General features: G+C 71.5%; 10 protein-coding genes, 2 pseudogenes and 1 riboswitch. Of the genes and pseudogenes, 6 read left to right on the top strand and 6 right to left on the bottom strand.

The genetic code is table 11. The features are described from left to right. Window positions 1–92: 92 nt before the first annotated feature. From ACWGJY_RS22300 to trpS, 3 genes are all read right to left on the bottom strand, one after another. Complete coding sequence (locus ACWGJY_RS22300; protein ID WP_453262625.1) at window positions 93–1,154, bottom strand: YhjD/YihY/BrkB family envelope integrity protein; 1,062 nt, start codon at window positions 1,152–1,154, stop codon at window positions 93–95. A gap of 383 nt (window positions 1,155–1,537) precedes the next feature. Then, window positions 1,538–2,122 carry a 2'-5' RNA ligase family protein gene (locus tag ACWGJY_RS22295; protein WP_453262570.1) on the bottom strand — a complete coding sequence of 195 codons (585 nt, stop codon included), beginning with the start codon at window positions 2,120–2,122 and terminating at the stop codon, window positions 1,538–1,540. 205 nt (window positions 2,123–2,327) lie between these two features. Then, window positions 2,328–3,338, bottom strand: coding sequence for a tryptophan--tRNA ligase (trpS, locus tag ACWGJY_RS22290; RefSeq protein WP_453262624.1), 1,011 nt, complete (start codon window positions 3,336–3,338; stop codon window positions 2,328–2,330). A 215-nt stretch (window positions 3,339–3,553) separates the two neighbouring features. On the opposite strand from trpS, the gene ACWGJY_RS22285 reads away from it, so the two are divergent. Together ACWGJY_RS22285 and ACWGJY_RS22280 are read left to right on the top strand one after the other, a co-directional pair. After that, window positions 3,554–4,009, top strand: coding sequence for a hypothetical protein (locus ACWGJY_RS22285; protein WP_453262569.1), 456 nt, complete (start codon window positions 3,554–3,556; stop codon window positions 4,007–4,009). Between the two features lie 134 nt (window positions 4,010–4,143). Continuing rightward, window positions 4,144–4,764 (top strand): annotated as a pseudogene (locus ACWGJY_RS22280) (DUF4158 domain-containing protein); the annotation flags it as partial. Window positions 4,765–4,795: 31 nt separating this feature from the next. On the opposite strand, the gene ACWGJY_RS22275 reads toward ACWGJY_RS22280, so the two are convergent. After that, window positions 4,796–5,401 (bottom strand): helix-turn-helix domain-containing protein, encoded by a 606-nt coding sequence (locus tag ACWGJY_RS22275; protein ID WP_453262568.1) that lies wholly within the window; start codon window positions 5,399–5,401, stop codon window positions 4,796–4,798. A 144-nt stretch (window positions 5,402–5,545) separates the two neighbouring features. Between ACWGJY_RS22275 and ACWGJY_RS22270 the strand changes: the two genes are divergently transcribed. The 3 genes and pseudogenes from ACWGJY_RS22270 to ACWGJY_RS22260 form a co-directional block, all read left to right on the top strand. Further along, on the top strand, window positions 5,546–6,532 hold the full coding sequence (locus ACWGJY_RS22270; RefSeq protein WP_328384787.1) for an alpha/beta fold hydrolase: 987 nt from the start codon (window positions 5,546–5,548) through the stop codon (window positions 6,530–6,532). 216 nt (window positions 6,533–6,748) lie between these two features. After that, complete coding sequence (locus ACWGJY_RS22265; RefSeq protein WP_453262623.1) at window positions 6,749–7,024, top strand: zinc finger domain-containing protein; 276 nt, start codon at window positions 6,749–6,751, stop codon at window positions 7,022–7,024. A 203-nt stretch (window positions 7,025–7,227) separates the two neighbouring features. Further along, window positions 7,228–7,862: pseudogene (locus ACWGJY_RS22260) on the top strand (cytochrome P450); the annotation flags it as partial. Between the two features lie 110 nt (window positions 7,863–7,972). Here the strand turns inward: ACWGJY_RS22260 and ACWGJY_RS22255 are convergent. Then, window positions 7,973–9,244: a serine hydroxymethyltransferase gene (locus tag ACWGJY_RS22255; RefSeq protein ID WP_453262567.1), complete on the bottom strand. Its 1,272-nt coding sequence runs from the start codon at window positions 9,242–9,244 to the stop codon at window positions 7,973–7,975. A gap of 41 nt (window positions 9,245–9,285) precedes the next feature. Beyond that, window positions 9,286–9,377: riboswitch (ZMP/ZTP riboswitch) on the bottom strand. 138 nt (window positions 9,378–9,515) lie between these two features. Here ACWGJY_RS22255 and rocD point away from each other — a divergent pair. Then, the gene (gene rocD / locus ACWGJY_RS22250) at window positions 9,516–10,721 is read left to right on the top strand and encodes an ornithine--oxo-acid transaminase (RefSeq protein ID WP_453262566.1); all 1,206 of its coding nucleotides are present in this window, start codon (window positions 9,516–9,518) and stop codon (window positions 10,719–10,721) included. Between the two features lie 252 nt (window positions 10,722–10,973). Here the strand turns inward: rocD and ACWGJY_RS22245 are convergent. Continuing rightward, window positions 10,974–12,068: Ig-like domain repeat protein (locus tag ACWGJY_RS22245; RefSeq protein WP_453262565.1), on the bottom strand; the 1,095-nt coding region annotated here is incomplete at its 5' end.

The raw sequence follows: 12,068 nt of genomic DNA, 5'->3' as shown, positions 1-12,068 counted from the left end.
CGCAGACGCCGCAAGCCATGGCGGCAGGCGCCGGGAAGCGGGGGAAGGCGGCCTGGTCCGGCGGCCGGGGCCGGGCTGAGGGCGGCCCGGTGTCACGCCGCCCGGGGCCGCTCCGGTCCCTCCGGCCGCTCCGGTGCCTCCGATCCGTCGGGTGTCTCCCGCTCCTGCCGCCCCTCTGGCCCCTCCGGCCCTTCCCGTCCCTCCGGCCCTTCCCGTCCCTCCGGCCCTTCCCGTCCCTCCGGCCCTTCCCGTCCCTCTGGCCGCTCCGGGTCGCCCGGCACCTTGAGTTCCCCGGCCTCGCCGCGTCCCTCCCCCTCCGTAGCTGTCCAGGAGGCGCAGTACACCAGCAGCTTCGCGGTGAAGTTGATCCACAGCAGCAGGGCGATCGGGGTGCCGAAGGCGCCGTACATGCTCCGGGAGGCCACGCCCTGGAGATAGCCGCTGAGCAACAGCTTCAGCAGTTCGAAGCCGATCGCGCCGAGGAGGCCGGCGATCACGACGGCGCGGCGCGGCGGATGGACGCCGGGGAGCCTGGTCAGTATGTAGGCGAGCAGCAGGAAGTCCGCGAGGACGGCGATGACGAAGCCGGCGCCCGAGAGCAGGACGCTGCCGGTGCCGCCCTCCGACAGGCCGATCGCGTCGGCCACCTTGCCCACCGCGGCGGACGCGAAGGTCGAGCAGGCGAGGGAGAGTACGGCGACGCCGCCGACCCCGAGCAGCAGAACGCCGTCCCGGAGCTTGCCGAGGAAGAAGTTGGTCTCCTCGTCGTCCTTCTCCCATACGGCGCGCAGGCAGTCGCGCAGTGAGTCGACCCAGCCGATGCCGGTGAGCAGCAGGGCGGCACCGGCGACCAGGCCGATGGTGGCGGCGTTGTCGACGAGTGCGGCGATATCGAGCTGTCCCGAGATGCCGGGGAGCTGCTCGGCGATCTTGCCCTCCAGCTCGTGCAGCCGGCTGTCGCTGAGCAGTGCGGCGCCGATCGCGGCGGCGACGGTGAGCAGCGGGAAGAGCGCGACGAAGCTGGTGAAGGTGATGGCGGCGGCGAGCCTGGTCCAGTGCACCCGGAGCATCCGCTCGTAGGCGCGCCAGAGGTGAGTGGTCATCAGCCGGCCGACGACCGGTCCGATCACCGGCAGTTTGCGCAACCAGTCCATGGCGTTCCCCTCGTACGGCCCGAGGCGTTCATTGGCGTTCATTGGTATTCGTTGGTATTCGTTCGCGTTCGCTCGCGTTCGTTCGTCTTGTGCCTCTTGTTCCCCTTGTGCCCACCGGCCTGTGCAGGATGTCAGCCGGCTGCTCCGGTCGATCCGGAATGCAAGACTCCTGGTACCCCGTAAATGCACTCGGTCATACGTCCCTGATGGCACGGGCGAGGCGCGGAGGGTGCCGCTCTACGCGCGGGCAGCCGCCGACCGGCAGGACGGGGCGGGCAGCACGGGGCGGGCAGCACGCACGGCCAACAGGACAGGTCCGGGGCCCGCGTTCAGCGGGACAGGGCCGGCGCCCGCACTCAGCAGGGCGAGGCCAGTGGCCGCGTTCAGCAGGACGGGGCCGGTGGCCGGGAAAGACCGGCGGCCTGGCGCGGGACGGCGGCCGTCTGCGGCCCGAAGGGGTACTCGCGCTCCAGGCGCCACACCGCGTCCGGGCCCTGCTGGTAGAGCGCGAAGCCGCCGATCGTCCAGGTGGCGGTGAAGTCCCTGAGGCCGGCCTGGGCGCGGTCCATGGCCGCTTCGTCGATGCCGTGGGCGATGGTCACATGCGGGTGGTACGGGAACTGCAGCTCGCGGGCGCAGGGGCCGGAGGCGGCGCGGATCCGGGCCTGAAGGGCGGTGCAGCCCGCCACGCCCTCGGTGACCTTGACGTAGACGACCGGGGAGAGCGGCCGGAAGGTTCCGGTGCCTTCGAGGCGCAGCGGGAACGGGCGGCAGCCGGCCGCGACCTCGGCGAGGTGGCGCTCGATGCCGGGCAGCGCGTCGGCGCGGGCCTCCGTCGGCGGGAGGAGGGTGATGTGTGTGGGGATGCCGGGTGCGGCGGGATCCCCGAAGCCCTCGCGCTCCCTCTGGAGGAAGCGGCCGTATGGCTCCGGGACCGCGATCGAAACGCCCAGCGTTACGGTCCCCACTGTGTTCTCCCTCCTGACGTGTGTGCGGCACGCTCGCGCACCCTCTTAGTGTGCCGGGTACGCGCCCTTCACGGGGAGCGTCCTCGGTCGTCTTGTGCCCAGGCGCAGGAACCCCCACGGGTGGGGACCCCCGGGCCCGGTGCGGCCCGCGCGGCCGGGGACGGCCCGCCGAGCGGACGTTCCCGACCGTGCGCGGGCGGTTCCTTCAGTGCTTGGCCGGCAGCAATCCGAGCCGGTCATAGGTGGTGGCGAGGGTCTCCGCGGCCACCGCACGAGCCTTCTCCGCACCCTTGGCCAGGATCGCGTCCAGCGTCTCGGGGTCGTCGAGGTATTCCTGCGTACGGTCCCGGAACGGTGTGACGAAATCGACCATCACCCCGGCCAGATCCGTCTTGAGGGCGCCGTACATCTTGCCCTCGTACGACTGCACCAGATCCGGGACGGAGGTGCCGGTGAGGGTGGAGAGGATGCTGAGGAGGTTGCTGACGCCCGGCTTGGCCTCGCGGTCGAAGCGGATGACGGTGTCGGTGTCCGTCACCGCGCTCTTGACCTTCTTCGCGGTGACCTTGGGGTCGTCGAGCAGGTCGACGATGCCCTTGGGCGAGGACGCGGACTTGCTCATCTTGATCGACGGGTCCTGAAGATCGAAGATCTTCGCCGTCTCCTTGACGATGTACGGGTTGGGGACCGTGAAGGTGTCGCCGAAGCGGGTGTTGAAGCGGTCCGCGAGATCGCGGGTCAGCTCCAGGTGCTGGCGCTGGTCCTCGCCGACCGGGACCTGGTCGGCCTGGTAGAGGAGGATGTCGGCGACCATCAGCACGGGGTAGGTGAACAGGCCCACCGTCGTACGATCGGCGCCCTGCTTGGCCGACTTGTCCTTGAACTGGGTCATCCGGGACGCCTCACCGAAGCCGGTGACGCAGTTCATGACCCACGCGAGCTGGGCATGCTCGGGCACATGGCTCTGGACGAAGAGCGTGCAGCGCTCCGGGTCGAGGCCGGCGGCCAGCAGCTGGGCGGCCGCGATCCGGGTGTTGCGGCGCAGCTCCGCCGGATCCTGCGGGACGGTGATCGCATGCAGGTCGACCACCATGTAGAAGGCGTCGTGGGACTCCTGAAGCGCCACCCACTGGCGTACCGCACCGAGGTAATTGCCGAGGTGGAAGGAGCCGGCGGTGGGCTGGATACCGGAGAGCACACGCGGAGGACGCTGCATGGCGGAGCCATTCCCCTGAGAGTGGTGGTGGGCGGCGGGCGGGCGATCGAGAGCCATGGCATCGATTGTCTCAGGTCCTCAAGGGAGCACCGGCGCATGGTGGCGGAAGACGGGGGAAAGGACCGCGTACCGGCCGTGCGTGGCCCCGAAGTCGTGGTCCGCTCCCGGACCCGTGCACCGCCCCGGATCTCCGCCTCGATCTGTGAGGACCGCCGATGACCGACGCCCGCCGCTCCGCGCCACCGACCGACGCCGCCTGCCCCGCACACTCCGGCGGGGCGCCGCGCCCGCTCGCCCCCGGCGGCGCCGGCCGGGCCGCGGCCGACGCACTGCTGCGGGAGGCCGGGGCGGTGGTCCCCGTACTGCTGCCCGGGGAGGTGCCCGCGGTCGCCGTCACCCGCCACGAGGTGCTGCGCGAGGTGCTCGCGCACCCCGAAGTCGCCAAGAACGCCTGCCACTTCACCGCGCTGCAGGACGGCACGGTGGATCTGCGCCGGCACTTCGCCTATCCCCTGCCGATGAGCGTGATCAGCGAACTGCTGGGGGTGGACGCCGCGTTGCGCGACCGGCTGCACGAGCTGTCGAACCTGATCGTGGGGACGGACGGCACGGCGGACGAGGTGCTGGCGGCCAACCATGAGATCACCGCCGTCCTCGGACAGCGGGTGTGAGTAGTTGAGGTACAGGAAATCCCGGTGAGAACGATCATGGTCATCTAGCACACGTGATCGGCCTGGTGCGGGGGTTCGGAGGAAGATCCTCGATCGCTGTCGGGGCCTGGCTACCGTTCGCCGCATGCCGGTGGGTCCGCTACATCGGCCGGTTCCTGGGTGAGGACCCACTCGCGGTGCCGTGGGAGGCCGTGGAGTACCTGGCCGGGCAGCTCGGCATCGCCGACGCCTCGTGCGTGAAGCGGTACCCGGAGCGCCGATCGACGGTGTACGAGCACGCGGCGGAGATCCAGAAGCGGTTCAAGCACCGGGACTTCACCGATCGGAAGTGGGGTCGGGAGTTCCGCGGCTTCCTGTACGGGCGGGCGTGGACGCATGCCGAGGGGCCTGTGGCGCTGTTCAACCACGCGGTGACGTGGCTGCGGAAGAACCGGGTGCTGCTGCCCGGCGTTTCGGTGTTGGCCCGGCAGGTGTCGGAGGCCCGGACGGTTGCCGAGCGGCGCTTGTACGAGGCGGTGGCCCGCGCCGCGTCCCGGGCCGATCCGTCGCTCGCGCCGGCGCTGGCTGAGCTGCTGGTCGTGCCGGAGGGCAAGCGGGTCTCTGAGCTGGAGCGGCTGCGTACTCCGCCGACGAAGTCGACGGGTACGGCGATGGTGCGGGCCATGGAGCGGGTGGAGGAGATCTCGGCGTTCGCGCTGGGGCGGGTGAACCTGTCCCGGGTGCCGGTGAACCGGCTGTCCACTCTGGCCCGGTATCCGGGACGTCAGGCCGTTCGTTCGCTGCTTGCTACCGGGCCCTGGGGCCGGGGGCGGGCGGGGTGCGCGGTCGCAGGCGCTCTCCCTGCGGCCCGAACATGATCAGGTACTCGACCGGGCCGCCGGGGCCGGCGTTCGCGACCCCATGGGGATTGCGGGTGTCGAACTCGGCGACATCCCCGGCACTCAGGACGAGGTCCTGGTCGCCGAGTGCGAGCCACAGCCGCCCGTACAGGACGCACAGCCATTCCCAGCCGTCGTGGGAGACCTGCCGAGGCCGCGCGGACGGCTCCTGGACGGCGGGTAGGACGTGTTTGTGGGCGTGCAGGCCCCCGACGTACCGGGTCAGCGGCAGCACCGCCTTGTCGTCGCCGAAACGCTGGAGCGCGGAGGTGCGGGGCTCGGCGGCGGGAGCGGTGCCGGCCAGCTCGTCCAGGGAGACGCCGTACTCCTTCGCCAACTGCAGCACCACTTCCAGGGTGGGCTTGCGTCGGCTGGTCTCGATCCGCGACAGCGTGCTCGGGGAGATGCCGGTCGCACAGCTGACGCCGGTGAGCGTGGAGCCGCGGTGTTCGCGCGCGGCCCGCAGCCGGGGGCCCATCGCCGCCAGCGTGTCGGCCACGTCGTCGCCTGTCACCCGCTCTGCCCCCTTCCGGACGTGCCGCCCCACCATCCTGTCCTGCAAGTTTGCCAGATTGGCAAGGGTAGTCGCGGTGGACGGTCGCTGCGCCGCATGATCGATGCGTACCTGCATCCACCCGCGAACCGAGGAGAAGCCCCCATGCAGCCCGAGCCGTCCGCCGCACTCCGCCACCGCACCGTCGAGGCCCCGGCCGGGCGCCTTCACCTGGTCGAGCAGGGCACCGGCCCGCTGGTCCTGCTCGTGCACGGCTTCCCCGAGTCCTGGTACTCCTGGCGCCACCAGCTCCCGGCCCTCGCCGCGGCCGGCTACCGGGCGGTGGCGCTCGACGTGCGCGGCTACGGCCGCTCCTCCAAGCCTGCGGAGACCGACGCCTACCGGATGCTGGACCTGGTGGAGGACAACGTCGCCCTCGTGCACGCCCTCGGCGAGGAGAACGCGGTGGTGGTCGGCCACGACTGGGGCTCCAACATCGCCGCCACCTCCGCCCTGCTCCACCCCGAGGTCTTCCGGGCCGTCGCCCTGCTGAGCGTCCCGTACGCGCCACCCGGCGGCCCCCGCCCCACCGACATCTTCGGCCAGATCGGCGGCCCCGAGCAGGAGTTCTACGTCTCCTACTTCCAGGAGCCCGGCCGCGCCGAGACGGAGATCGAGCCTGACGTGCGGGGCTGGCTCGCGGGCTTCTACGCCGCCCTGTCCGCCGACACCATGCCCACCCAGGGCGAGCCCGACCCGCACTTCGTCGCCCACGGCGGCCAGCTGCGTGACCGTTTTCCCGCCGGCATCCTCCCGGCCTGGCTGGCCGAGGACGACCTCGACGTTTACGCCGGAGAGTTCGAGCGCACGGGTCTGACGGGCGCCCTCAACCGCTACCGCAACGTGGACCGCGACTGGGAGGACCTCGCCCCCCACCGCGGAGCCCCGATCAAGCAGCCGTCCCTGTTCATCGGCGGCGCCCTGGACGCCTCCACCACCTGGATGTCCGACGCTATCGACGCCTTCCCCACCACCCTCCCCGGCCTGACCGCCTCCCACCTCGTAGAGGGCTGCGGCCACTGGATCCAGCAGGAACGCCCCGAGGAGATCAACCGTCTGCTGACCGGCTGGCTCAACACCCTCACGGGTTGAACCGCCAGGCGCGGCCGGGGCTTCTGTACACGGAACAGTTCGGCCCGCGTACCGGAGCGCAGCGGCTACGGCCGGGTGCTGCGTGATTCTCACAAATGACCAGTTACGAGAGTTCTGCGAACACACCGGTGCTGCTCACGAATCCGCAGGTGGCCGTTCGCAGAACCCCTCTCAAAACCAGCATGTTGTGCGAGACAGTTCTGACAGACTGCGCGGCTGGACCTGACGCCCAATCAAGCAGCAAACGCGGTAGAACGAAACGACTGTCCGAAGTGTGAAGCCCCGGCGGGCAGCGCCTGCCGCACTCGGAGCGGGAAATGCGTAACGAAGTACCACACCGCCCGCTTCATCCTCGTCCCCGCGCTCCGCGAGGAACTGGAGGTGACCGTCCCCGAGGACCGCGGCCCGGGGCGGCCGTGGAAGGCGGGCCCGCCCGTCGAAGCTCCACGAGGGGGGTGTGATCGACAGGCCCGGAACGGAAACGCACAGTGATCCCCGTGCCGCTGCACCGCTGGAAGGGTCCCGGCCTCCTCGGCGCCACCGGCCCCGGGGAACACGGTCCCTTCGGCCCCTGGCCCGAACCCGAAGAGGATGAGACCGCTGCCGTATGCAGCACACCCGGGCCTCATCAGGAGTGGGGAACCGCAGCAAGATCAATCTCACCGGGATTTCCTGTACCTCAACTACTCACACCCGGACAGGTCGCCGAGGCCCGGCGGGCGGACCCGGGCGACGATCTGACCAGCGCGCTGCTCGCCGCCCAGGAGGAGGACGGCGACCGGCTGAGCGCACGGGAGCTGGTCGGCACCCTGCTGCTGATGATCATCGCCGGGCACGAGACCACGCTCAATCTGATCACCAACGCGGTCCGGGCCCTGTGCACCGACCGCACGCAGCTGGAGCTGGTGCTGACCGGGCGGGCCACCTGGGACGACGGGTGGAGGAGACACTGCGCTACGACAGCCCCGTCGCCCACTTCCCGTTCCGCTATCCCGTACGGGACCTGGAGATCGGCGGCACGGTCGTCCCCCGCGGCACCCCGATGCTGGCCTCCTACTCCGCGGCCGGCCAGGACCCGGACGCCTACGGCCCCGACGCCGGCCGGTTCGAGGTCACCCGGCGGCCCGCCGTCCGGCATCTCTCGTTCGGCCACGGGCCGCACTACTGTCTGGGCGCACCACTGGCCCGGCTGGAGGCGACCCTCGCCCTGGAGGCGCTCTTCACCCGCTATCCGGCCCTGGACCTCGCCGTCCCGGACGCGGAGCTGCCGCCGCACCCGAGCTTCATCGGCAACAGCACGCATGTGCTGCCGGTCCGGCTCACCGGCTGACCGCGGGCCGGGGGCCGACGGACGCGGGCCGGGGGCGCGCGGCAGCCGGTGGGCGGCAGTCGATGGGCCGGGGGCGGGCGGCAGCCGGTGGGCCGGGGAGTTCCGGGCTCTCAGTCCGTGGGCAGCCCCGGCGCCGGGTAGCCGGCCATCAGCTCGGCGACCTCGCCGCGGATCACGGACAGCGCCTCCTCGTCCCCCTTCGCCGCGGCCTGGACGCTGCGGTCGATCCACTCGGCGACCAGCGGCATCCGGTCCGTACCCAGCCCGCGGGAGGTGAGGGACGGGGTGCCGATGCGGATGCCGGAGGGGTCGAAGGGCTTACGCGGGTCAAAGGGGACGGTGTTGTAGTTGACGACGATGCCGGCCCGGTCCAGCGCCTTGGCGGCGACCTTGCCCGGGACGTCCTTCGAGGTGAGGTCGATCAGCACCAGGTGGTTGTCGGTGCCGCCGGAGACCAGGTCGTAGCCGCGGGCCAGCAGTGCCCCGGCGAGCGCCTTGGCATTCGCGACGACGGCGTGGGCGTAGTCCCGGAAGGACGGGGCGGCCGCCTCGCGCAGCGCGACCGCGATGGCGGCGGTGGTGTGGTTGTGCGGACCGCCCTGCAGACCGGGGAAGACGGCCTTGTCGACGGCCTTGGCGTGGCTCGCGCGGGACATCAGCATGGCGCCGCGCGGGCCGCGCAGGGTCTTGTGGGTGGTGGTGGAGATGACGTCCGCGTGCGGCACGGGCGACGGGTGGGCGCCGCCCGCGATCAGGCCTGCGATATGGGCGATATCGGCGACCAGGACGGCGTCGACCTCGCGGGCGATCTCACCGAAGGCGGCGAAGTCGATGGTGCGCGGGACGGCGGTACCGCCGCAGAAGATGATCTTCGGCCGTTCCTTGCGGGCAAGGTCGCGCACCTCGTCGAAGTCGATCAGCGCGCTGTCGGGGCGTACGCCGTACTGGACGCCGCGGAACCACGTGCCGGTCGCCGAGACGCCCCAGCCGTGCGTGAGGTGGCCGCCCATCGGCAGCGCCATGCCCAGCACGGTGTCGCCGGGCTCGGCGAAGGCGAGGTAGGCGGCGAGGTTGGCGGGCGACCCGGAGTAGGGCTGGACATTGGCGTGCTCGACGCCGAAGACGGCCTTGGCGCGCTCGACGGCCAGCGTCTCGACGCGGTCGATGTTCTGCTGGCCTTCGTAGTAGCGACGGCCCGCGTATCCCTCGCTGTACTTGTTCTGCAGGACGGTGCCGGTGGCTTCCAGGACGGCGGCGGAAACGTAGTTCTCGCTGGGGATCAGTCGCAGCGTGTCGGCCTGGAGCTGCTCCTCGGCGCCGACCAGAGCGGCCAGTTCGGGGTCGGCAGCGTGCAGCGCGGGATGCGGAAGGGGCAGTGACATGGCGTCCTCCGGGGCGGTCGATCGGTGGTCCGGTCGTGGTCCCGGGGTGCCCAGGCGGGGCGGCACCTCGTGATGGTTGCCGCACACCGCTTCCTCGAGGTTGTTTCCCCGTACGCCAGTCGCCGTGCGCACCGCAGAGTCTAGGACACCCGTCAGGCCCTGTCCGGCGGATCTTCGCAGGCCCACGGCCCGGCCGGGGCGCAACAGGCGCAACAATGGAGGGGGACGCGGCAGCGCCCGCGCCCCCACGGTCCACCGAACGGAGACACCGGTGACGTCCACAGAACGCAGCATCGCCGCCGCCGAAGCCCACAGCGCGCACAACTACCACCCGCTGCCCGTCGTCGTGGCCACCGCCGAGGGTGCCTGGGTGACGGATGTGGCAGGCCGACGCTATCTGGACATGCTCGCCGGCTACTCCGCGCTGAACTTCGGGCACGGCAACCGCCGGCTGCTCGACGCGGCCAAGGCCCAGCTGGAGCGGGTCACCCTCACCTCGCGTGCCTTCCACCACGACCGGTTCGGCGACTTCTGTACGCAGCTGGCCGAGCTGTGCGGGATGGAGCTGGTGCTCCCGATGAACACCGGCGCCGAGGCGGTCGAGACGGCGGTGAAGACGGCCCGTAAGTGGGGCTATCAGGTCAAGGGCGTCCCCGACGGCCGGGCGAAGATCATCGTCGCGGACAACAACTTCCACGGCCGGACGACCACCATCGTCTCCTTCTCCACGGACCCCGAGGCCCGTGCCGGCTTCGGCCCGTACACGCCCGGCTTCGACATCGTTCCGTACGGCGATCCGGCCGCGCTGGAGGCCGCCGTCGACGCCGACACGGTCGCGGTGCTGCTGGAGCCGATCCAGGGCGAGGCGGGGGTGCTGGTGCCGCCGCCGGGCTATCTGGCGGGCGTACGGGAGCTGACCCGCAGCCGGAACGTGCTGTTCATCGCCGATGAGATCCAGTCGGGGCTGGGCCGTACGGGGCGGACCTTCGCGTGCGAGCACGAGGACGTGGTGCCCGACATGTATGTGCTGGGCAAGGCGCTGGGCGGCGGTGTGGTGCCGGTGTCGGCGGTGGTGTCCTCCCGTGAGGTGCTGGGTGTGTTCGCGCCGGGCGAGCACGGCTCGACGTTCGGCGGGAATCCGCTCGCCTGCGCGGTGGCGCTGGAGGTGCTGGCGATGCTGCGGACCGGTGAGTTCCAGCAGCAGGCCAGGGAGCTGGGCGAGCATCTGCACAGCGAGCTGGGGCTGCTGGTGGCCGGCGGTGCGGTGGACGCGGTCCGCGGCCGCGGGCTGTGGGCCGGTGTGGACATCAACCCGGCACGCGGCACCGGACGGGAGATCTCCGAGCAGCTGATGGCGCGCGGGGTGCTGGCCAAGGACACCCATGGCACCACGATCCGGCTCGCGCCGCCGCTGGTGATCAGCAAGGAGGACCTGGACTGGGGGCTCGAACAGCTGCGGGGCGTGCTGGAGACGTAGCAGCCGGCCGGGGCGGGTGCGGCGAGGGGGCAGCGGACGGGCGCGGGTGAGACGAGGGGCCCGCAGGGCCGGCTCGGCGGCGCCCGGCTCGTGCGGCGTGCCACCGGCGCCCGGCTCGTGCGGCGTGACACCGGCGCCCTCCCGGCCGGGCAGCGGCTTGGCGGACCGGCCTCGGGTGCACGCCGGCGACGGGCCGCCCTCGGGATGAGGACGGCCCGCCGCCGGTGTGCTGTGACCGTGTCAAACGGACGGTCAGGGACCGGCGAGGACGGTCTGGGTGTCGGTGTCGGTGGAGGTGGTGAAGTTGGCGTCACCGCCGTAGACCGCCGTGATGAGGTAGCTGCCGGGGGTGACCAGCGGGGTGCTGACCGCGGCGACACCGGAACCGTCGAGCGTCCCGGTGAGGCTGATGGTGGTCACTCCGTCCGTGACGGTGAAGGTGACCGTCCCGGTCGGGACGCCGCTGCCCGGGGCCACCGCCGCCACGAACGCGAGGATCGCGACCGTGTCACCGGAGTTGGACGGGTCGGGGAACGAGGTGGCCGTGATGGTCGTGGACGACTGGCTGACGGTCTGGGTGTCGCTGCCGCTGGAGCCGGTGAAGTTGGCGTCACCGCCGTAGGTCGCAGTGACGCTGTGGACACCGGCGTCGAGTGTGCTGGTGGTGACGGTGACCACGCCCCCGGAGACGGTGCCGGTCAGCGAGCCGCCCCCGCCGCCGCTGATGACGAAGGTCACGGTGCCGGTGACCGTGCCGGCACCGGGCGAGACCGGCGCCACCGTGGCGGTGAACGTCACCAGCTCCCCGAACACCGACGGGTCGGGAGACGAGGAGACCGTAGTGGTCGTCGCCGCCTGAGCCACCGTCTGCGTGTCCGTACCACTGGAGCCGCTGAAGTCGGCGTCACCGCTGTAGGTCGCGGTGACGGGGAAGCTCCCGGCACCGAGCGCGCTGGTCGAGACGGAAACCGTGCCCCCGGAAAGGGTGCCGGTCAGCGTCGGACCACCGGTGATCACGAACGTGACCGTCCCGGTCGGGGTACCCGCCCCCGGCGCGACCGGGACGACGGTGGCCGTGAAGGTCACCGACTGCCCCGCCACGGACGGGTCCGGCGACGACGTGACCGTGGTGGTCGTCGACGCCTGGGTGACCGTCTGCGTGTCCGTACCACTGGAGGCGGTGAAGTCTCCGTCACCGCTGTAGGTCGCCGTGACGGTGTACGTGCCTGCCGTCACCAGCCCGTTGCTGCTGACGCTGGTCGTACCGCCGCTGAGCGTCCCGGTCAGCGTCACCGTCGTGACCCCGTCGGTCGCCACGAACGTCACCGTCCCCGTCGGGGTACCCGC

The sequence above is a fragment of the Streptomyces sp. NPDC054765 genome (assembly GCF_053612065.1).
The sequence above is the reverse complement of the archived record's forward strand: the minus strand, read 5'-3'. Positions and strand labels throughout refer to the sequence as shown.

What these genes read in the sequence shown, in the direction of transcription:
- ACWGJY_RS22285 (WP_453262569.1), top strand. Translation starts at nt 3,554, where the DNA reads ATGACCGACGCCCGCCGCTCCGCGCCACCGACCGACGCCGCCTGCCCC.
- ACWGJY_RS22300 (WP_453262625.1), bottom strand. Translation starts at nt 1,154, where the DNA reads ATGGACTGGTTGCGCAAACTGCCGGTGATCGGACCGGTCGTCGGCCGG.
- ACWGJY_RS22270 (WP_328384787.1), top strand. Translation starts at nt 5,546, where the DNA reads ATGCAGCCCGAGCCGTCCGCCGCACTCCGCCACCGCACCGTCGAGGCC.
- trpS (WP_453262624.1), bottom strand. Translation starts at nt 3,338, where the DNA reads ATGCAGCGTCCTCCGCGTGTGCTCTCCGGTATCCAGCCCACCGCCGGC.
- ACWGJY_RS22255 (WP_453262567.1), bottom strand. Translation starts at nt 9,244, where the DNA reads ATGTCACTGCCCCTTCCGCATCCCGCGCTGCACGCTGCCGACCCCGAA.